This window comes from Flammeovirgaceae bacterium, assembly GCA_015180985.1.
GTDB lineage: Bacteria > Bacteroidota > Bacteroidia > Cytophagales > Cyclobacteriaceae > UBA2336.
This window is the reverse complement of sequence record CP054185.1, coordinates 1,053,306-1,074,068: the sequence shown is the minus strand read 5'-3', so window position 1 is coordinate 1,074,068 and position 20,763 is coordinate 1,053,306. Positions and strand designations below refer to the sequence as shown.

The 20,763-nt window shown below is 48.6% G+C and carries 24 protein-coding genes; 15 read left to right on the top strand and 9 right to left on the bottom strand.

Annotated features, from left to right (window positions below):
• Positions 1-39: 39 nt before the first annotated feature.
• Entirely contained in the window at positions 40-237 is a 198-nt protein-coding gene (locus tag HRU69_05100; protein ID QOI96910.1) for a cold shock domain-containing protein, read from the top strand.
• A gap of 60 nt (positions 238-297) precedes the next feature.
• Entirely contained in the window at positions 298-1,524 is a 1,227-nt protein-coding gene (locus HRU69_05095; GenBank protein ID QOI96909.1) for a DEAD/DEAH box helicase, read from the top strand.
• Here the strand turns inward: HRU69_05095 and HRU69_05090 are convergent.
• The 3 genes from HRU69_05090 to HRU69_05080 are packed head-to-tail and all read right to left on the bottom strand — an operon-like array spanning position 1,514 to position 3,589.
• On the bottom strand, positions 1,514-2,362 hold the full coding sequence (locus tag HRU69_05090) for a hypothetical protein (GenBank protein QOI96908.1): 849 nt from the start codon (positions 2,360-2,362) through the stop codon (positions 1,514-1,516). The genes HRU69_05095 and HRU69_05090 overlap by 11 nt on opposite strands.
• Before the next feature lies 1 nt (position 2,363).
• Complete coding sequence (locus tag HRU69_05085; protein ID QOI96907.1) at positions 2,364-2,957, bottom strand: YceI family protein; 594 nt, start codon at positions 2,955-2,957, stop codon at positions 2,364-2,366.
• A gap of 20 nt (positions 2,958-2,977) precedes the next feature.
• Positions 2,978-3,589 carry a hypothetical protein gene (locus tag HRU69_05080; protein QOI96906.1) on the bottom strand — a complete coding sequence of 204 codons (612 nt, stop codon included), beginning with the start codon at positions 3,587-3,589 and terminating at the stop codon, positions 2,978-2,980.
• A 135-nt stretch (positions 3,590-3,724) separates the two neighbouring features.
• On the opposite strand from HRU69_05080, the gene HRU69_05075 reads away from it, so the two are divergent.
• The gene (locus tag HRU69_05075; protein QOI96905.1) at positions 3,725-4,768 is read left to right on the top strand and encodes a histidine kinase; all 1,044 of its coding nucleotides are present in this window, start codon (positions 3,725-3,727) and stop codon (positions 4,766-4,768) included.
• A complete protein-coding gene (locus HRU69_05070) occupies positions 4,765-5,487 on the top strand; it encodes a response regulator transcription factor (protein QOI96904.1) in 723 nt (240 codons plus the stop codon). The genes HRU69_05075 and HRU69_05070 overlap by 4 nt, the downstream gene beginning before the upstream one ends.
• Before the next feature lie 12 nt (positions 5,488-5,499).
• Here HRU69_05070 and mutS read toward each other — a convergent pair whose 3' ends face one another.
• On the bottom strand, positions 5,500-8,103 hold the full coding sequence (mutS, locus tag HRU69_05065; GenBank protein ID QOI96903.1) for a DNA mismatch repair protein MutS: 2,604 nt from the start codon (positions 8,101-8,103) through the stop codon (positions 5,500-5,502).
• A gap of 122 nt (positions 8,104-8,225) precedes the next feature.
• On the opposite strand from mutS, the gene HRU69_05060 reads away from it, so the two are divergent.
• Positions 8,226-8,690: a hypothetical protein gene (locus HRU69_05060; GenBank protein QOI96902.1), complete on the top strand. Its 465-nt coding sequence runs from the start codon at positions 8,226-8,228 to the stop codon at positions 8,688-8,690.
• Here the strand turns inward: HRU69_05060 and HRU69_05055 are convergent.
• A complete protein-coding gene (locus tag HRU69_05055) occupies positions 8,687-9,217 on the bottom strand; it encodes a DinB family protein (GenBank protein ID QOI96901.1) in 531 nt (176 codons plus the stop codon). The genes HRU69_05060 and HRU69_05055 overlap by 4 nt on opposite strands.
• 59 nt (positions 9,218-9,276) lie before the next feature.
• Between HRU69_05055 and HRU69_05050 the strand changes: the two genes are divergently transcribed.
• From HRU69_05050 to HRU69_05030, 5 genes are read left to right on the top strand one after another with little or no spacing between them, the layout of a single operon-like run.
• Complete coding sequence (locus HRU69_05050; GenBank protein ID QOI96900.1) at positions 9,277-9,819, top strand: RNA methyltransferase; 543 nt, start codon at positions 9,277-9,279, stop codon at positions 9,817-9,819.
• A gap of 18 nt (positions 9,820-9,837) precedes the next feature.
• Positions 9,838-11,001, top strand: a complete 1,164-nt coding sequence (locus HRU69_05045) for a phosphoribosylformylglycinamidine cyclo-ligase (protein QOI96899.1) — start codon at positions 9,838-9,840, stop codon at positions 10,999-11,001.
• A 44-nt stretch (positions 11,002-11,045) separates the two neighbouring features.
• Positions 11,046-11,309, top strand: a complete 264-nt coding sequence (locus tag HRU69_05040; GenBank protein ID QOI96898.1) for a hypothetical protein — start codon at positions 11,046-11,048, stop codon at positions 11,307-11,309.
• Positions 11,299-11,943, top strand: coding sequence for a nucleotidyl transferase AbiEii/AbiGii toxin family protein (locus tag HRU69_05035; protein ID QOI96897.1), 645 nt, complete (start codon positions 11,299-11,301; stop codon positions 11,941-11,943). The genes HRU69_05040 and HRU69_05035 overlap by 11 nt, the downstream gene beginning before the upstream one ends.
• A gap of 30 nt (positions 11,944-11,973) precedes the next feature.
• Positions 11,974-12,396, top strand: coding sequence for an acyl-CoA thioesterase (locus tag HRU69_05030; GenBank protein ID QOI96896.1), 423 nt, complete (start codon positions 11,974-11,976; stop codon positions 12,394-12,396).
• Here the strand turns inward: HRU69_05030 and HRU69_05025 are convergent, their stop codons facing one another.
• The 3 genes from HRU69_05025 to HRU69_05015 form a co-directional block, all read right to left on the bottom strand.
• Positions 12,397-12,957 (bottom strand): DUF2911 domain-containing protein, encoded by a 561-nt coding sequence (locus HRU69_05025; GenBank protein ID QOI96895.1) that lies wholly within the window; start codon positions 12,955-12,957, stop codon positions 12,397-12,399.
• A 160-nt stretch (positions 12,958-13,117) separates the two neighbouring features.
• Positions 13,118-13,612 (bottom strand): cupin domain-containing protein, encoded by a 495-nt coding sequence (locus HRU69_05020; GenBank protein QOI96894.1) that lies wholly within the window; start codon positions 13,610-13,612, stop codon positions 13,118-13,120.
• Between the two features lie 84 nt (positions 13,613-13,696).
• Positions 13,697-14,215, bottom strand: coding sequence for a hypothetical protein (locus HRU69_05015; GenBank protein ID QOI96893.1), 519 nt, complete (start codon positions 14,213-14,215; stop codon positions 13,697-13,699).
• 138 nt (positions 14,216-14,353) lie between these two features.
• Here HRU69_05015 and HRU69_05010 point away from each other — a divergent pair, with 138 nt between their 5' ends.
• Positions 14,354-15,529 (top strand): SBBP repeat-containing protein, encoded by a 1,176-nt coding sequence (locus tag HRU69_05010; protein ID QOI96892.1) that lies wholly within the window; start codon positions 14,354-14,356, stop codon positions 15,527-15,529.
• Between the two features lie 101 nt (positions 15,530-15,630).
• Here HRU69_05010 and HRU69_05005 read toward each other — a convergent pair whose 3' ends face one another.
• Positions 15,631-16,005, bottom strand: coding sequence for a hypothetical protein (locus HRU69_05005; GenBank protein QOI96891.1), 375 nt, complete (start codon positions 16,003-16,005; stop codon positions 15,631-15,633).
• Here HRU69_05005 and HRU69_05000 point away from each other — a divergent pair.
• From HRU69_05000 to HRU69_04985, 4 genes are all read left to right on the top strand, one after another.
• Positions 15,983-16,552 carry a T9SS type A sorting domain-containing protein gene (locus tag HRU69_05000; protein QOI96890.1) on the top strand — a complete coding sequence of 190 codons (570 nt, stop codon included), beginning with the start codon at positions 15,983-15,985 and terminating at the stop codon, positions 16,550-16,552. The genes HRU69_05005 and HRU69_05000 overlap by 23 nt on opposite strands.
• 168 nt (positions 16,553-16,720) lie before the next feature.
• Positions 16,721-17,404, top strand: coding sequence for a hypothetical protein (locus tag HRU69_04995; GenBank protein ID QOI96889.1), 684 nt, complete (start codon positions 16,721-16,723; stop codon positions 17,402-17,404).
• Positions 17,405-17,616: 212 nt separating this feature from the next.
• A complete protein-coding gene (locus HRU69_04990) occupies positions 17,617-18,081 on the top strand; it encodes a gliding motility-associated C-terminal domain-containing protein (protein QOI96888.1) in 465 nt (154 codons plus the stop codon).
• A 69-nt stretch (positions 18,082-18,150) separates the two neighbouring features.
• Positions 18,151-20,628 carry a zinc-dependent metalloprotease gene (locus tag HRU69_04985; GenBank protein ID QOI96887.1) on the top strand — a complete coding sequence of 826 codons (2,478 nt, stop codon included), beginning with the start codon at positions 18,151-18,153 and terminating at the stop codon, positions 20,626-20,628.
• Positions 20,629-20,763 lie beyond the last annotated feature (135 nt).

Genomic DNA, 20,763 nt, shown 5'->3' with positions numbered 1-20,763 from the left:
ATGGTTCTTCCATTGGTCAAAAAAACACAATTTATCACCATGAAAGAAGGAACCGTAAAGTTCTTTAACGAAGCCAAAGGATTCGGCTTTGTAAGGGAAACAGCAACCAATGAAGAGTTTTTTGTGCACGTATCAGGCCTTGTTGACAAGGTTCGCGAAAACGATGCCATCACCTTCGAGGTAACACAAGGAAGAAAAGGATTGAATGCCGTAAACGTACGGTTAGTCAATAATTAATTTCTCCAACAAGCACACACAAAGCCAGGCCTTCCGTCTGGCTTTGTTTTTTGAACCCCCATGAATTTTTCTGATTTCGGTTTCGACCAAAGATTAAATGATGGCCTGGATGCCATGGGCTATGAAAAGCCCACGCCTATCCAGGAGCAGGCCATCCCGGTAATTTTGCAGAACAACGATGTTATCGCCTGCGCCCAAACCGGCACCGGTAAAACAGCTGCCTATATTTTGCCCGTAATCAACAAAATGATTCATGCCGATCACCGTCATCTCAATACACTTATCATTGCCCCTACCCGAGAACTGGCACAACAAATCGACCAGCAGATTGAAGGGTTTGCCTACTTTACAGGCATCAGTTCCATCCCCGTGTATGGCGGTGGCGATGGCGCAGCGTGGGACCAGCAAAAACGCGCGCTTGAACAGGGTGCCGATATTATTGTTGCCACCCCGGGCAGGCTGATCGCCTTGCTCGCAGCCGGCACTACCGTCTTTGAGCATCTTAAACACCTGATTTTAGATGAAGCCGACCGGATGCTGGATATGGGTTTCTATGATGACATTGTAAAGATTGTAAGCTACTTACCAAAAGAGCGACAAACCCTTCTTTTCTCCGCTACGATGCCGCCAAAAATCCGGGCGCTGGCCAACAAGATTCTTAATCAACCGATTGAGATTAACATCGCCATTGCCAAACCAGCCGAAGGCATAGCACAGGAAGCCTACGTGGTTTATGATGAGCAGAAAGGAAACCTGCTTAACCATGTATTAAAAACGCATCGCTGGAACAGCATCATCCTGTTTGCTTCCACAAAGGAAACGGTGAAAAAACTTGATGCGGCCTTCAGGCGATCGAACATTCAGGCACGGGCTTTCCATTCAGATTTAGAGCAAGCGGAGCGGGAAGAAATTCTGCGCGCTTTTAAAAACAAGCAAATCAACATCATCATCGGCACGGATGTGCTCTCGCGCGGCATTGATGTAGAGGGCATCAGCATGGTGATAAACTGGGATGTTCCGCCCGACCCGGAAGATTATGTTCACCGCATTGGCCGCACAGCCCGTGCAGAAACTACCGGTACGGCCATCACCTTTGTGAACGAGCGCGACCAGCGCAGGTTCCGGAGCATTGAAAACCTGATTGGCTACCCGATACCCAAAATGCCCTTGCCTGCCGAATTAGGTGAAGGCCCTGCATACGCCCCGCAAACAAAACGAAAAGAAAACTTCAGAAAAAAAGGAAGAGGCCCGCGCAGAAAGCGTTTCGGGCCCCGCACTAATAGATAATTCTACGGCCATCGCGGGTTATCCGCTCCACCCGCACCGCATTGGCAGGTGAGCACTCCAAAATCCACAAATCGCCATTGGGGGCACTCAACACGCCTGTTGGCGACCAACTCAGATTGGTCTCTGCTACAGTTGAAACTTTCCCCTTTGGTGTCACTTTCTTTACCTTTCCTGCTCCATACACAGCCACATACACATTCTCGTCCTTGTCAGTACTTAGCCCCATGAGCTGGTGGGGATCATTAACGAATGCCCGGGTCAGTTTGCGTTCCTGAAGTTGAGTGGCCAGAGTATACACCCTGCCAAGCCGGTCAACCTTCTTGATACCGTACAGATCAACGAGGTAGACATTTCCTTCCGCTGTTGATGTCATCCAGCGAATATTCTCCAGACACTCATTGCCCAGCTTTGTGGTTATCCTGTTGCGGTCGTGCTTTACTATCTTCTGGCAACTGTCCTCGCGATGTGCCCAGTACATATTACCGTGATGATCGCGAACAAAGCTGTAGTTGGATAAAAATCCTTCCGTATCCGGAATGATTTTTTCAAATCTTCCATCAGCAGAATATTTCCATACATAATGGCCCCAGGTATCCAGCCGCTCCCCATTGTACCACAAATGCTCACCATACAGGTTGTCCGATTCATCCATGTATAGCTCGTGTGTATGCACATTTCTTACCGCTACCGACTTCCTTCCTTGCGTGTCAATCTTCCACACCTGTTTCAGGTCGGTGTAAAACACGTTGCCCTTACTGTCCATTACAATGCCCACACCCGGATGAGCCGATGCAGCGCCCGAAATCAACAAGAGAGAAATCAGAAAATGTAATTTCATTTTACCTGCTTTTTGCTTTTATCAGAATGCGTAGGTGCACCTCATCGTGAACCAGTTCATCTTTAATTCCTTTATACGAAACACCAAACAACTGCCGATCAAAACGAAGGTCTGCCTCGCCAATAAACTGCTTGTCCGATTGAATGGTGGGTGTTACTTCGGCTGTAACCAGTCGTGTGGTTTGTTTGATGGTGAGCTTTCCGGATACCACGTACCGTTTGGGGTTGGCGGGGTGTGGTCGCACCTCGGTTATTTCAAATCGTGCAGCAGGAAACTTCGCAACGTTAAAAAAATCAGCGTCCTTCAGGTGGTTTTCCAGTTTCCGTTTCGGAATAGGATCCGATGCGGGGATATCCGTACAAACAATGGTATTCATATCAACAACCACATAGCCCCCGGCCAGGCGGTTTTCTTTCATTGCCACGTTACCCTCCTTAATGTTAACGGTGCCCTGGTGGTAGCCGGTTAACTTGGTGCCGGTCCAGACAATTTTTGACTCCTTTGTTGAAAGTGGTAACGTTTGCGCCTGGACGTTCGTCAAAACTGTTACCAAAAACGGTGCAAGCCATGCGCCAACGCTGTGTGTTAACTTCATATGCTTTACGGATTAATCATCTAAAAAAATAAAACAATATCGCGGTTGGCCATCCATACACCATCAGGGCTTTTTAACAACTTTATAATTCCGGTGCCTCCGCGTTCAGGCGGCCTGATTCGGTGCTGTTCCGTCAGCAACGGATCATCATCAAACAAATAATCATCTACCCAGTAATAGCCCTTTCCCGGTTCATAGATTATCGGGTGAATGTGCTGCGGATCATTCCGGTTGGGATACGGGGCCGGGCGTATCGTTTTAAATTCATACCGGCCCTGCTCATCGGTTTTCATCCAGCCGCGTAAATGCCCATGTGCTTTGGCCATAGTTTGATTGGGTGCGGGAGAATATAGCCCACGGCTATCAGTTTGATAGATGTAGAGAATTACGCCCGGTGCCGGAGTTTTTCCGTCCTTTTTATAAATCGTTCCGCTGATAATAAGCGGTTCACCGGGTTCATCCGGTCCTGAAATTGTTGTACGCCAAAACAACTGTTTCGGCATCCCTTCAAACAGCAGTTCACAATCTTCGCACGAACCGCCCAGTACTTCTTCACGCTGAGTTTTTGTTTGCGTGCAGGCGGTTAAAAAACTTAAACAAATGGCAGCAACCAATACAGGTTTTTGAATCATGGCCGGTGGTTTTTTGGTTCAAATAACGAAGCCTGAGCTTTTCAGGAGAACCGGCTTTGACCATCGGCAGGGTTTTCTTGACGAAATGCGAAAACCGGCTTAGGCCAGTCTGTCTGAAAGGTGTAATTTTCAACTATGGAGCGATTCTTCCGGTACAAAATTGACCACCTTATTTTCTGGTCGCTTACGATTTTCTTTCACGCATACACCCGGCTGAATGTGCTGCACGAAGCTGGCCCGGTTCACTTCATGCTGGAGTTACTCATCCGCAACGGCTTACTGGCAATGGCCATCTACTTTACCCTGCTGGTTATCGTGCCGCGGTTTACGAAGAAGCGCAATCCGATTACCAGTTTGGGTCTGATTCTGTTGACCCTTGCGGTTTATGTAGCCGGTAAAAATACCCACGATGTTTATTTATACGGGTATGTTTTGAACGTGCCCGCCAAACAGTCGTTTTTTAATAATTCATTATATAATCTTTCCATTGTGATTTTCTACCTCACCTTTGCTGTAACGCTGTACCTGAGCAGGCAATGGTATCTGCAGCAAACCCTGCTTCGGAAAATTGAACTGGAGAAATTAAACACCGAACTCGCCTACCTCAAAGCCCAGATCAACCCGCATTTCCTTTTCAACTCGATCAACGCCATTTACTTTATGATCGACAGGCAAAACAACGAGGCCCGCGAAACACTTACTGCCTTCTCCGATATGCTTCGCTACCAGTTGTACGAGTGCAACGGGGCCGACATCCCGATCGAAAAAGAAATCAGCTACCTGAAAAATTACATTAACCTGCAGCGGCTACGCAAGGATGATAAGTATCAAATCACCTTTCGATACTCGCCTGACTTAAAAAATTTTACTATAGCACCTTTACTCCTTATCCCATTTGTTGAAAATGCCTTCAAACACGTGTCGCACTTTACCGATAAGCTGAATACAATTTGCATTGACCTGGATAAAAGGGGTAACTCCTTTTGCCTGAACATTTCCAACACAATCGATGGCATAAAGGCATCAACCGAAAACAGCGGAATCGGGCTGCAAAACGTTAAGCGAAGACTTGAACTGTTGTATCCTGATCGGCATCACCTGCAAATTAATGAAACGCCCGATCGGTTTGTGGTGAATCTTGAACTGAAACTGCAACAACCAGTAAACCCCGCCCAATGAGTAGCGCTGTAAAACTGAATTGCCTGATTGTTGATGATGAACCGCTGGCCCGCAAAGGACTGGAAGAGTATGTAAACGACATTGATTTTCTTCAGTGGGCCGGTTCCTGCGAAGATGCGCTGAAAGCCGCCTCCTTCCTTCGGCAAGGAAATATTGATTTAATGCTGCTCGATATTCACATGCCTAAACTTTCAGGCATTGAATTTCTGAAAACCCTGCAACGCCCACCGCTGGTAATTTTTACCACGGCCTACCCGGATTACGCACTGGAGAGTTATTCGCTTGATGTGATTGACTACCTTGTTAAGCCCATTCCCTTCGACCGGTTTCTGAAGGCTGTTCAAAAAGCGTACGACTACCATTTACTGGTTCAGAAACCTTCCGCTGCACCGGATTACTTTTTTATTAAGGTTGATCATAAATACGAAAAAATAAACTACACCGATGTGCTGTATGCCGAGGCCATGCAAAATTACTGCATCCTTTACACCCCCGGCCGTAAACTGATTACCTACATAACACTTACGGCCCTGGAAGAACAGTTGCCGAAAGACCGGTTCCTCAAAGTTCATAAGTCGTTTATCGTTTCGTTGGAAAAAATCAATGCACTGGATGGCAGTGAAATCCTGATCGGCACTTCCCGCATCCCCATCAGCCGGGCACTGAAAGATGAGGTGTTGCAGAAAATTATGGGGAACAAACTTTTTAGGAGAAATTAGGATCCGGGCTTCCTATTTTTTTAGAACAGAAAGTATCTCATTCAACTTCAGCAACGCCTCCACCGGGCTGATGGTGTTGATGTCGATATGTTCCAGCAGTTGCTGCACGTGTTTGTACTTCGGGTCCATCTCAAACAAACTCATCTGGTGCGTGGCTTTCGGCAGGTCTTGTAGTTTCTTTTTGGGCTCATTTTTATGTTTTTCCTTTTCCAGGAAATGCAGTACCTCGTTGGCGCGTATCACCACCTTGTTGGGAATACCGGCCAGTTGCGCCACGTGAATACCGAAACTGTGCTCGCTGCCTCCCTCCTTCAGCTTGCGCATGAAAATAATTTTGTTGCCAACCTCCTTTACACTCACGTTGAAATTTTTCACCCGCACAAAATCCTCAGCCAGTTGATTGAGTTCGTGATAGTGTGTGGCAAACAAAGTCTTTGGTCTGTAATCTTTATGTTGATGCAGGTATTCCACAATGGCCCAGGCGATGGACACGCCATCGTAGGTGGAAGTTCCCCGCCCGATTTCATCCATCAAAATCAAACTGCGGTTGCTGAGGTTGTTCAGGATGCTGGCCGTTTCAATCATCTCCACCATAAAGGTTGATTCGCCTTTCGATAAATTGTCCGAAGCGCCCACGCGCGTAAAAATTTTATCCACCAACCCGATGCGGGCGCTTTCGGCCGGCACAAAACTTCCGATTTGCGCCATCAGAACAATCAGCGCAGTTTGCCGCAACAAAGCCGATTTACCCGCCATGTTGGGGCCTGTGATGATGAGAATCTGCTGCGTATCATTATCGAGGTACACATCGTTGGGCACATAGCTTTCGCCAACAGGCAGTTGCTTTTCAATAACCGGGTGGCGACCGGCTTTGATATCCAGCGTGGTCGATTCGTTGATTTCGGGCCGGCAGTAGTTGTTTTGCCGTGCCGCCCACGCAAACGACAGCAACACATCAAGCACAGCCAGGGTGCGGGCATTTTGCTGGATTTGAGAAACAAAATCAGCTGCCTGCTGCACCAGTTCCTGAAAAAGTTTCTGCTCAATTATCACCAGCCGGTCTTCGGCATGCAGAATTTTCTCTTCATACACTTTTAGCTCCTCGGTAATGTACCGTTCGGCATTCACCAGCGTTTGCTTGCGTATCCAATCGGCCGGCACTTTGTCTTTGTTGGCATTGCTGACTTCCAGGTAGTAACCAAAAACCTTGTTGTAAGAAATTTTCAGCGAGTTGATTCCCGTGCGTTCAATTTCGCGCTTTTGTACCTGCAGCAGGTAATCCTTTCCGGAGAAAGCGATGCTTCGCAACTCATCCAGTTCAGCATGGATTCCTTCCTTGATGATTCCTCCCTGGTTGGTAAGCATCGGGGCGTCATCGCGAAGTTCCTTTTCTATTTTCTCTAGCAGGTACTCACACCGGTTCAGTTGATCGCCCAGTTTTTTCAAGTCAGCGGAAGAATGTTGTTCCAGCAAACCTTTTATCGGGCCGGTGCGCTGCAACGATCGTTTTAGCTGCAACATTTCGCGCGGACTGATGCGGCCCACAGCCACTTTTGAAATCAGCCGCTCCAGGTCGGCTATCTGTTTTAATTCGTCCGTTAACCGCTCAGCCAGTTCAACCTGTTGGTGGAAAACATCCACCATCCGTAATCGTTCTTCAACGGGTGCTATTTCTTTCAGCGGCAGCACCATCCATTTGCGCAACAGCCGCGACCCCATCGGGGTAGCGGTTTGATCAAGAATTTGTATCAGGGGTACACCGTTTTCAAACGGTGACGACACCAACTCCAGGTTACGGATAGTGAATTTATCGAGCCAAACGTATTTGTCTTCATCCAGCCGGGCAATGGAGGCAATATGCTGCGTATCCTTATGCTCGGTAGCTTCGAGGTAGTGTAAAATGGCACCGGCAGCAACAATGGCTTCGTTCAATCCATCAACACCAAAGCCTTTAAGTGTTGCCGTTTTAAACTGGCTGATGAGTTTTTCATGTGCATACTCAAAAACATATACCCAGTCATCAACGGCAAACGTAGCATGACCTTCCGCAAATTTCTTTTCAAACAATTCGCGTTGCGTTTTGCTGAAAATGATTTCGGCAGGCGCAAAACTTTGAATAAGTTTCAGGATGTAGGTTTCTGTTCCGTGTGCAGCATAAAACTCTCCGGTGCTGATGTCAAGAAACGAAACACCATAGGCCTGCTTGCCGGCAAAGACCGAAGCCAGAAAGTTGTTCTGTTTCTTCTCAAGAACGGTATCGTTAAACGATACACCGGGCGTAACCAGTTCGGTAACACCGCGCTTTACAATTCCTTTAACAAATCGCGGATCTTCCAGTTGATCGCAAATGGCTACCCGGTGGCCTGCCCGCACCAGCCTGGGCAGGTAGGTATCGAGCGCATGATGCGGAAATCCGGCCAGCTCAATTTCCGATGCCGACCCGTTGCCACGTTTGGTCAGAACAATATCGAGTACTTTGGCTGTGGCTACCGCATCCTGCCCGAAGGTTTCGTAAAAATCGCCAACCCGAAAAAGCAGCAACGCACCGGGGTACTTTGCCTTAATGGCATTGTACTGCTTCATCAGCGGGGTTTCGGAGGCAGTGGTTGCGGCCATCAGGCAAATATAGAGCGATTCAGTAAACCAATCGCAGCATTCCTTGCATGAACGATGCAACCAGCGTTTATTTTAACGTAGGCATTTCTTATATTTAATCAATCAACCAAACCGCTGTAACCATGAGCACTCAACCCAACTCACAACAACAGTTTTTCATCCAACTGGCCAAACACAAATTTAAAATTGAAGCCGTGCTGACTGCGCTGGCCCTTGCTGCCTGGTTTGTAGGCGAGCCACAGGAACTTTTGCAGTTTACCCTTTTCGCTCTGGCAGCCTTTTATTTTATAAGTGCGTATTTGATTTCTTCGGTTAAGGAATTGTTTGGCGTGGTGGCCACTAAAGTATCGGGTATTGGCGGGGCTGTATGCCTCACCGGCCTGGTGTTTATGAAACTGGGCATGGAGGGCTGGATGCAAATGCTGCTGGTTGGTTTCTTATCCATGGTACCTGTTGTTCTGATTTTGCTGTTTTACTGGATGAAATCGCACAACACCGAATACCTCATCCTGATCATCCGATCAACGGCACTGGCTATTATTACAGGGTACATCGTTATTCCGCAACTGCAGAACCTGGAAGGCTAATCTGTTTGCATATGCTTTACCAGGCCATGATGATGCGAAACATGGTATATGGTAAAGTATAGCATCTCGCGCAGGGTGAGTTTTCCAAGCAGCGGGTGTGGCAATAAATACCGGTCGAGTTGCTCTTCCGGCCAGGAACTCAGCCTGTACGCAAACCGTGAATACGCGTTCGTAAAATGTTGAATCACGGTTTTCGGATTATCACTCACAGCAAGTCGTTTCGGAATAAACGGTTTGCTTGCTTTACCGCCAGCCGCCAGTTTGGCCTTATATTTTTCCACAACCTGATCGAATGTTCTTCCGGGCCGGTTAGGTTTGCCAAAGGTCCATCGCAATACAAACCGCGGAAGTGAAAAGGCCGTAATAAGCGGCTTCACTGAAAGTATCAGGTGTTGCGCATGCTCGGCAGGCGACCATTTTTCGGGCAGCGGCCGGGCAAAAAATTTCTCTTCAGGCAGTGCCTTAAAACAGGATGCAGCGAGTAACACTTCATTGTTAAGATTATTAATGATGTCTCCCTTTCTCATGGAGTAAAGCTAACAAGTCTTACGTCTAAAGTCTTGTTACTTATGGCTACTTTTGCGCGATGAAAAAACTTAAACTGGAAGAGTTAGGCCGGATCTCGGTTGATCAGTTCAAAGATGCGGAGAAACTCCCGGTTTGCATTGTGCTGGATAATATTCGTTCGTTGCACAATGTAGGCTCCGCGTTCCGCACAGCCGATGCATTCAGGATTGAAAAAATTTACCTGACGGGAATAACGGGTACCCCTCCGCACCGCGAAATTCACAAAACAGCCCTGGGTGCCACCGAATCAGTTGACTGGGAATATGCTGAAAAACCTGAGGAAGCAGTTCGTAAACTTAAATCGCGTGGCTATACGATTGTTGCCATCGAACAAACAACAGCGAGCCAGCCCCTGCACCAATCCAGCTTTGTGCCTGACGATAGGCTTTGCCTGGTATTTGGAAACGAAATCAATGGGGTGAGCGAACCGGTAATTGAGTTGGCCGATGCGGCCATTGAAATTCCGCAAGCGGGCACCAAGCATTCCCTGAATGTTTCCGTTTGCCTGGGTATTGTGGTGTGGGAGTTGGTTCGTAAACTCAAATTTGCGGGCGCCAGTTAGCCGCACCATATTTGCACCATGTCCGACCGCTACAACCAACGGGGCGTTTCTGCAAGCAAAGAAGATGTGCACCAGGCCATCCAAAAGCTGGATAAGGGGTTGTTTCCTAACGCTTTCTGCAAAATTGTTGAAGATCATTTAGCTGGCCACCCGGATTATTGTACCATCATGCATGCCGATGGCGCGGGCACAAAATCATCACTGGCGTACATCTACTGGAAAGAGACGGGCGACCTCTCCGTTTGGAAAGGCATTGCGCAGGATGCCATCATCATGAATGTGGATGATTTACTGTGTGTAGGCGCTACCGATAATATTTTACTGTCATCCACTATTGGGCGGAATAAAAATCTTGTTCCCGGTGAAGTAATTTCCACCATCATCAACGGCACTGAAGAGGTGCTTGAAATGTTACGCCAGTACGGACTGAACATCCGTAGCACCGGTGGCGAAACTGCCGATGTAGGCGACCTGGTACGAACGATCATTGTCGACAGCACGGTAACCGCACGCATGAAACGCAGCAATGTAATTGACAACAGCAACATACAGGCAGGTGATGTAATTGTGGGACTGGCTTCGTATGGACAAGCATCCTACGAACATGAATACAATAGTGGAATCGGCAGCAACGGATTAACTTCTGCGCGCCATGATGTGTTTGCAAAAGAATACGCTTCAAAATATCCTGAATCGTATGACAAGGATGTTCCGACTGAACTTGTGTATAGCGGCAAGTACAAATTGACGGATAAGCTGCCGGGTGTTCCGCTCCCTGTAGGTAAACTGGTGCTTTCGCCAACACGCACCTATGCGCCTGTTATGATTGAAGTGTTTAAAGAACTTCGGCCGCATATTCACGGACTGGTGCATTGCAGTGGAGGCGCGCAAACCAAAGTGTTGCATTTCATTGATAACCTTCATGTCATCAAAGACAACCTGTTTGAAATTCCACCCTTATTTAAACTCATCCAGCAAGTCAGCGGCACCGGTTGGAGAGAAATGTACAAAGTCTTCAACATGGGCCACCGGATGGAAGTGTATTTGGATGAACAATATGCTCAAGCAGTGATCGATATTTCCAAAAATTTTGGAATAGATGCACAGGTCATCGGAAGGGTTGAAGGTGCAAACCAAAAACAGGTAACGCTTAAAACAGCTGCCGGCATATTCACGTATTAAGGCTTTGCCCAACAGATACCGGCAAATGCCCTATCTTTGAAATCATGAATTCCGTCCTTGAACACAGGCGCTCACTATTTTGGGATATTGCTGAAGAGACCATTCCTTCGGTGCTTGCGCATTCGCCCGCATGGGTAGTACATCGGGTGTTTGAATACGGCTCCATAGCCGACATTGATGCCGTAATTACGTTGTATGGCCCTGAAAAAGTTAAAGATATGCTTCGCAGCAGCCCAATGAAGCCCGTTACCCGTTCGATGGCATTTTTATTTCTTGAGTTCGACCCGCAAGGCTACTATGCTGTTTAAGGAAACCGTAACACCGCAACTACTGGAAACCGCCAGAAAATTGTGCGCTGTTCCCGAACTGGCTTCCTTCCGGATGGCCGGAGGCACTGCCATTGCCCTCCAACTTGGCCACCGCAAGTCAGTTGATATTGACCTCTTCTCCAACCAAAAAACCAATAAAGCAAGCCTTCGGAAAATTTTAGCAAATCAATTCAAAGAAACAGTTTTTTTTGTGTCGCCCGATCGCATTCAGGCAGAGATAAGCGGATTGAAAGTTGAGTTATATGACCATTGGCTGATGCCTTTCAAAACTCCCGCTGTTGAAGCGGAGGGACTCCGGCTGGCCTCACTTACCGATCTGACCGCGTTCAAACTCAGCGCTATTACCGGCAGACGCGAAAAAAAAGATTACATCGACCTCTATTTCCTCTTTTCAGCCTTGGGAATCAATCAACTTTTGGCGCAGTTCAAGGAGTATGATCCGCTTCTTTCGCCAAAGTCGTTAATTTTTGCATTGTCGGAGGTAAAAGCAGCGCAAGCAAATCAATCTGTTATGCCCGATATGCTGAAAGAAGTTTCCTGGACCGACATAACTGCCACTATGATTAAGGCAAGCAAAGTATATCTTACTATGTTCAGAGAAGAAAATCCATAACGCCCGACTTTTAAAACACACCCTTAACCCATGCACCCGTTCAAACACAAATTCCCCATCCAGCTGCGCTTTAAAGACATTGACAAAATGGGTCATGTGAACAACGCCAACTACCTTACCTACATTGAACTGGCGCGGGTAAAGTATTTTGAAGATGTGGTGAGCACCGATAAGAAGTGGAGCCAGCAAGTTGGAATTATTCTGGCACGGATTGAAATTGATTACAAGTCACCCGTGTTTTTACACGATACCATTGCCGTGTACACGCGCTGCTCGCGCATCGGCAATAAAAGCCTCACGCTCGATTGGGTTGTTGTGCGCGAAAAATCCGGCACCGAAGAAGTTGTTGCGCAAGGCATTGCCGTGCTGGTGTGCTACGATTACGCACACGAACAAACCATCGCCATTCCCGAAGAACAGCGAAAGGCCATTGAGCGCTTTGAAAATACCTGATTATTGAACCCGCTGAATGGGCAGTGTGGCACGTGTTTTATCCCACGAAAAGTGCATGTTAATCAGGCTGTCTGATGGAGCGAATGAAATGGTGAACTGCTCCACCTCGGGTAAATCGTTTTGTACGCTGGCAACTGCACGGAGCACATCCAGCGATTCATCGAACACATCGCCAAACCCTTTGCCCCAGTAACCCAGTTTGCTGTTGAAGGCAATCGTCCACACGGCAGCATCCGGAATGGTGTATACCGAATACCGGCCGGCCTTCAGCAATTTGCCATCCACCAACACATCGCCACTGAAACTGATTTCGGTAGCTTCATTGGCCCCGGTCCGCCATTTCATTCCATACGGCACCAGCGCCCCTTCAGCTTCGGTGCCAAAAATAAGCCGGCCTTTTTTGTAGGGCTGCGAATAGTTTACCTGGATCAGAAAATCACCGTCACGGAATTCAGCCACGGCTGCCGGACTGTGATTTTTGGTGGTGAGCATCAGGTAACCGACATAACCGGCAATAATGATGATAAGTACACCAAAGCCGAGCAGAATTTTCTTTATCATAGTACAAGCGGTTAGTTATAAAACTTTCTGGCAATTAAAAGCCATGCTAAAATCAAGCTAACCACAAAGTATCACAGAGAAGGCACAAAGGTCACCAAGAATTAGGTCAATAATCCTTCGTGTTCTTTGTGTGTACTTTAGTGGCCTTTTGTGGTTATGTTTATTTTTGAGATGGCCTCCGGCTGCTTTTCAGTTTTTCAGCCACCTTATCATAGTATTCCTGTGTTAGTACCTCCGTCCAAATAGTAGGCTGGTCACCACCATAGAAAGCCAAGTAGGTTACATCGTTATACTTTGTAGAGGAATGCCAGTGCTCAATATCTTTATCGCATTTAATTACATCACCTTTTTTCAAAATTACGGGCTCTTTTCCCCGCTCCTGATAATAAGCTTCACCATCCACAATTATTAAAACCTGCACCGAGCTATGTTTATGCCAGTCCAGGGTGGAGTTGGCCCTGAACGTTGCTTTTGTGATGTTATACCCCAGGTCGGGATCATTGTGAATGATGGCATTCAACCAAGCCTCACCAATGTAATGCGTATTTGGGGCCTTTGTACCTTCCGTAAGAAAAGAGGAAATTTTATAATCCGAAGGTTGGGCAAACACATACAGCGGAGCTAAAGCAAGTAGGGTAACTATTGTCTTTCTCATTCTACACTTTTTAATTTAATGTCAATATCATTAACGCATGTTCGCATTATAAGCTTGCGAACTACACCACCTTCATACACCAAATCAATTCCGAAAGTTCAGCGCAAACCACTTTTCCTGCGAGGGGGCCTTCTGTTCTACCTTTACACTTCTTGAAATTTTCTGCTGGGCCCTCCGGATGGATGAAGTAATCAGATCATGCCCCAGAATTTCATCCTCGCCCATGCCCAGTTTCTTCATCAGCTCCACCGTGCGCTCACCGCCAAACTGCATAAACAGCGGCTCATCCAAAGCCGAAAGCACGGGCACTTCACGCAACTGCAGCCGCTTAAAGAAATCCTGCTCGGTTTGAGCCAGCGGATAATGCTCAACCATCATCACCAGCCTGCCGTTGACGTAGTTCACTTCGTTGGCGAGGAATACAGGTGCCTCGTTCCCTAACAGGCTTTTCAATTGCAATGAGGTGTCTTCAAACCAGGCTATAAACAAGCAAGCCGGGTTTGCCTTGAGCATGGCCACACAGGCGTTCCATTTGGCCGGGGTGGACAGCCACACACGGTCGATTATTTTCACGCTGTCATCTTTTCTGAATAGACCGAACATGTTTTGGAAATTGGACATAATCAATAAAAAGATCAAATCGTGATGTAAGAAAGATGTAATAAATGACTGCAAACCACCAAAAAAGTTTAGCCATCTTTTCGGTAACTTCGGCTGGTCATTACCAAAACCCTCAGGCTTATGAAAAATTCATTACGTTTCATTACGTTTCATTACGTTTCATTACTGGTAGTAATGGTATTTTATTTTTCCAAATCTCCCTCCGCTTTTTCACAAAACTTAAACTGGGCTCGTCAATTGCCGGGACCCGGTCCCGATTTTTTGAAAGGCATGACTTCGGATGCTGCCGGCAACATCTATGTGGTCGGTGCTTTTACCGAAACGTTCGACTTTGACCCCGGAGCAGGCCAGGCCATTGCCGGCCCGGCTCACGACAGGGATATCTGGTTCGGAAAATACTCCAGTACCGGTGACCTGATTTGGGCCAAATGGATCGTGGGCTGCCATGATGGCTTCGGCTGGGATATCGCCCTCGATAATGCCGGCAGTCTCTACATCACCGGGTTTTTCGGGGCCGGCCCGCCTCCGGATTTTGACCCGGGACCGGGTGTGGCTTACCCTGATGTTGCTCACGGTCTGTTCCTTGCCAAGTACTCCACAAATGATGGTACGTTTCAATGGTTGCGTACTGTAGGTAACAACAACGTTACCTCCCGTGCACGGGCTATAGCCGTGGATGCTTCCAATAACGTGTACATTGCGGGTACGCTTTGGGCCACATCAACACAATCGGTTAATTTTGGTGGCAGCTCAGTCAGCACTTCCCAGGGTTCGGCTTTCTTTGCCCGCTATACCAGTGCCGGTGTAAACAACCTCGCCCGCATTGTGGGTCCGGCCAATTCCACTACTACCGACTTGTGGGACCTTGCTCTCGATGCCTCTGCCAACATTCATATCACCGGGCAGTTTGCAGGCATAGCCGATTTTCACCCTACTGCTTCTACGCCAACCATTAACAGCGCCAATGGCAGCGCCTACGTGTGCAAGTACACCAGCAGCGGCAACCACACCTGGACCCGCCAGGTAACCGGCCAGAATGGCGACCTGGGCAACCGCGTTGCTGTTGACGGCTCCGGAAACGTGTATGTAACCGGCTCGTTCAACACCAATGGCGGAATTATTTTCCTCGCTAAGTTCAACTCATCCGGCACGCAACAGGCATTTAAATCCATTGGGGGTAGCAATGCCGATGTGGGCCAGGCGCTGGTGCTTGACGGTGCCGGCAGCCTGTACCTGAGCGGGCTTTTTAACGGGACTGACATTGCCTTCGACCAACAACAGGTACCCATAGGCTAACTTCAAGCGGTAGTTTTCATAATTTCTTCTACGCCAAATATTCCCTGTCTAACCTGGCATGCCAGTGGGCCCGCAGGATTGACTTTAACATTGACCCTCCCTTACACGAAATAAATGGCGCCCGGCTGGTGGCCGGAAAGCTGGTGCTGGGCGGCAACTTTCAGGGCACGGGCGATTTCACCACCTGCGGCAACTTCACCGCCTTTACCGCCACCAGTATAGATGCTTTTCTGATCGGCTACAACACCACCGACCTGCCGCTCGGCATCATCGGGCCTGACGAGGTGTGCAGTCCCGGCCCGGTAACTTTTACAGCCGTGAATGTGCCGCTGGGCTGTGGTCAGCTGGACGGCCGGCCCCGGTACGCTGGTTACTCCGGCCAGTGGCACCGGCAACCCGTTTACGGTAACCGTACTGCCCGGTGTTACCGGTACGGCAACCATTACCGCTTCCGTGCCTGCCGAGTGTGGCGGCACGGCCTTCAAAAGTCTTTCCATCGGCCTGCCGGGCGGGCAGGCCTGCGCGCCCTCTAACCTGGTGCTGGAACCCTGCAACACACTGTACGCCCAAACCTGCAGCGGTGGGCCGCTCTACAACTGGTATATTGATGGTAACCTGGTGCTCACCACCGACTTGCATTACGCCTACATTTCCCTTATCCTCAACCCGCTGCAAGCAGGTCAGCACACCCTGTGCGTGGCCTATGCCAACTCATGCGGTGAAGGGCCACAGGCCTGCACCACGTTTTTCACGGGCGATTGCAGCGGAGGCCAGCAATTTATGATGGGCTACCCCAACCCCACACAACAGCAGATTAACTTTGTGCTGGAGCCGGGCGGTAAGGAAATGGTTGACTTTGAATACAGCTACAGGCTGATTGACAAAAACGGGGCAACCGTTAAAAGCGGGGCAACGCGCAAAAATGCCCTGGTGCTTGACGTGAGCGATTTAAAGAAAGATACCTACTTCTTTAAAGTGCAACTGCCCAACCAGCGTATTGAACAACGGATTATTGTGGAATAAAATTATTTTTGAAAGCGGGAGTTTTGCCTCCCGCTTTCAATTTCCAAACTGTAAGCCTCTGCCAAAGCCATGCGTATTCTGTTGTCCGCCCTTCTTTACCTGGTTGTTTGCATTAAGGTTTTTGGCCAGAAAGAAGCCTATAACTGGTTCTTTGGCAACCGGGCTGGATTGAATTTCGGTTCACAACCGCCACCAGCACTTTTAGATGGTAAGGTTTCTTATGGACATGGTGAAGGAACAGCGGTAATCTCCGATTCGGAGGGCAACCTGCTTTTTTACACTGATGGGGAAAAAGTTTTTAACAGCTTGCATGAGGTAATGCCAAACGGTAGAAACCTTTGGGGCCACAATTCAACCACACAAACATTAATTGTTCCACAGCCTAAAAATGATTCTATTTTTTTTATTTTCACGATGTCGCCCAATTACAATGTGCTTTTTGGCAATGATTCTGTTGGTTGTCATTATTCCGTTGTGAACATGCGCCTGGAAAGCGGTTTAGGTGATGTCACACAAAAAAATATCCTGCTGTTCAAAAAAACCACCGAAAAAGTTTCAGCCGTACACCATGCCAACGGCACCGACATCTGGGTGGTGTTCCATGAGTGGGAAAGCAACTGCTTCAGGTCCTATCTGATTACTAAAGACGGGATTGAAATGCCCCCTGTGATCAGTTGCGTTGGCACGGTGCATCGAGGCGGGGACACGGTTCCAGGAATAAGCTATAATTACAATGCAATGGGAGGCATGAAAATTTCACCAAATGGCTCGTTACTGGGGTTGGTGATTTTTTATTCTAGAAAGGTCGAGATTTTTTTTTTGACTCCGGCACCGGTAAAATCACTGGCTTGATTGACTCCTTTACCGCTCATTCAGACAATCGGCTTGGCCAATATTATGGAATCGAATTTTCCCCTGACAGTAGGCAGGTATATTTTACTTATAGCTTAGCGCTGTCAGCATGTGGTGTTAATATTGCTGAAGACCCGAGTGAAGTATGGCAATATTCAATTCGTTCGAAAAACCTAACAAAAGTTGGGGAATTTGTTGGCTCGCTCAACGCCATGCAACTTGGGCCTGACGGGCGCATTTACATTTCGCGCTGCAACGACATTACCAATGATTCGGAACATCTGGCCGTCATCAACAACCCCGGCCAGGAAGGTAAAGCCTGCAATTTTATTAGTAAAGGTGTTTCATTAGGCGGAAGAAAAAACATAGTTGGCCTACCCAACTTCATCGCGTCTTACTTCCGGTTTGAAGACCCCGTTATTGACATGCCCAATGTGTTTACGCCCAACGGTGACAGCTACAACCCCGTGTTTAAACCCATTGCGTTTGACCACATGCTGGATGCTGATTTAACCATCATCAACCGGTGGGGGCAGCGCATATTTTACACCCGCGATGTAGAGACCGGGTGGGATGGCAACAATGCACCAGCGGGGGTTTATTACTGGCTGCTACGTTACGAAGGCAAAAACGGAAAGATAGGAACAGCTAAAGGATGGGTGCAGTTGCTGCGGTGACCACATTCCAATAAACCACCTTTGCCATACCCGCCAAACTTCTTAGCTTACTTGCCTTAACCTTTCATTATGAAAAATTTGCTGCTCCTCGTTTGCGCCCTTCTTCTTTTTGAAGCATCCGCCCAAAAGAAAAAACCCGATACTCAACCCGTAACCCAGCCACCCGCCACAGGCATTGCCGCCAAAGTGACCGGCATGAAGCACTATCCCGGCTACTTTGATTTTTACTACGATGAAAAGCAGGACAGGATTTTCCTGCTGATTGATAAGTTCGATACCGAATTCCTGTACGTCAATTCCCTGCCTGCCGGTATCGGCTCCAACGACATCGGGCTCGATCGCGGGCAGCTGGGTGATGACCGCATCGTAAAGTTCGAACGCAGGGGACCAAAAATTTTAATGGTACAACCGAACTACCGCTTCCGCGCGATCACCGATAACAAGGAGGAACAAAAAGCCGTAGAGCAGGCCTTTGCCCAATCGGTGTTGTGGGGCTTTACCGTAACGGCCGAAGAGCCCGGCAAGGTATTGGTTGACGCCACCGATTTTTACTTTCAGGATGCGCACGATGTTACCGGCCGGTTGCGCGGCATGCAGCAAGGCAATTACACACTCGATAAAACGCGCTCGGCCTTTTACCTGCCGCGCACCAAAAACTTTCCGCAGAACACCGAGGTGGAAGTTACACTCACGTTTACCGGGCAGGCAACGGGCAGTTACATCCGCAGTGTAACGCCCACCCCCAACAGTGTTACCGTACGGCAGCATCATTCATTTGTACAGTTACCCGATGCCAATTACAAACCACGCAAATTTGATCCGCGGGCCGGCTACTTCGGCATTTCGTTTTACGATTATGCCACACCCATCCAGGAGCCCATCGAAAAGCGTTTTATTAACCGCCACCGGCTGGAGAAAAAAGATCCGAGAGCATCCATCAGTGATCCGGTTAAACCCATTGTGTATTACCTCGATCGCGGAACGCCTGAACCGATCCGCTCCGCCTTACTGGATGGCGCCCGCTGGTGGAACCAGGCCTTTGAAGCAATTGGTTACCGCAATGCCTTTATTGTAGAATTGATGCCCGAAGATGCCGACCCCATGGATGTACGCTACAACGTAATTCAGTGGGTACACCGTTCCACCCGCGGGTGGTCGTATGGCGCTTCGGTAAGCGACCCGCGTACCGGTGAGATCATCAAAGGCCATGTGTCGCTGGGTTCGCTGCGGGTGCGGCAGGATTTTCTGATTGCCGAAGGACTGCTGGCTCCCTATGCCGATGGCCGCACCGTTCCGCCTGAGATGCAGCAAATGGCGTTGGCCCGCCTGCGTCAGCTTTCCGCTCATGAAGTAGGCCACACGCTGGGGCTTGCCCACAGCTATGCGTCCTCTTCTGAAAACCTGGCTTCGGTAATGGATTACCCCCACCCGGTGGTAAACCTTGTTGATGGAAAAATTGATCTCTCCAGAGCCTATGACGACAAAATCGGGGCGTGGGATAAAGTTTCCATCGCTTACGGCTACCAGCATTTTCCGGAAGGCACCAGCGAAGCAGAAGAGCTCGAAAAAATTATTCAAAACAGTTTGCGGGCAGGCCTTACTTTCCTGTCTGACCAGGACGCCCGGCCCGAAGGAAGCGCACACCCGTACGCCCACCTGTGGGATAACGGCAAGGATGCAGCCGATGAACTGAACCGGGTTATGCAAATCCGATCGGTAGCGTTAAAAAACTTCGGTGAGAAAAACATACGCGAAGGCACACCCATGGCCATGCTTGAAGTTGTGCTGGTGCCCATGTACTTCTTTCACCGCTACCAGGCCGAAGCCGCTTCGAAAATCCTCGGAGGTTTGAATTACCGGTACGCGCTGCGGGGCGATGGCCAGCCGGTTGCCGAAATGATTCCTGCTGCGCAGCAGCAAAAAGCGTTGGATGCATTGCTCAACACAGTAACGCCCCAATCTCTCACGCTGCCGGCCGAACTGATCAAAAACATTCCTCCCCATCCCAGCGGGTATCCGCGCAGCCGTGAAGTGATCCGCACACGCACCGACCTTGCTTTCGATCCGCTGGCCTATGCCGAAAGCGCTGCCGATATGGTGCTCAGGTTACTGTTCAATCCTGCACGCGCTACCCGTTTGGTACAGCACAATGCGTTAAGCAACCAGCAGCCATCGCTGGAAAGCGTAATCGACCGGGTGATTAATTCGACCATAAAAAGTAACGGCTTGCCGGGTTACAATGGCTTGGTGCAGATGACCGTCAACTATGCAACATTGAATAACCTGATTGACTTAAGCAGCAACAATAACGCCTCGGCACCGGCACGTGCCATAGCCTTGCTTAAAATTGATCAGTTGAAAAACTGGCTCGCTGAAAAATCGAAGTCAACCACCACCGAAAGCTGGAAGGCGCACTATGCCTATTTGCTGAACACGATACAGGCTTACCGCGAACATCCGGGCAAATTTGAGAGTGAAAAATTAGTGCCGGCCCCGCCCGGCCAGCCGATCGGTACGGATTGGGAACCGTGCAGTTGGGATAACTGAGAAAAGTCGTCCTACGACTTTAAGTCGATTGATAATTCACTAATTATTAGCAAGACATGAAATATGAAGGATTAGTGTATTTTATATGTTCCGTCCTCCTGATAATCGGAATATTTTTTAAACTTCATACCACCT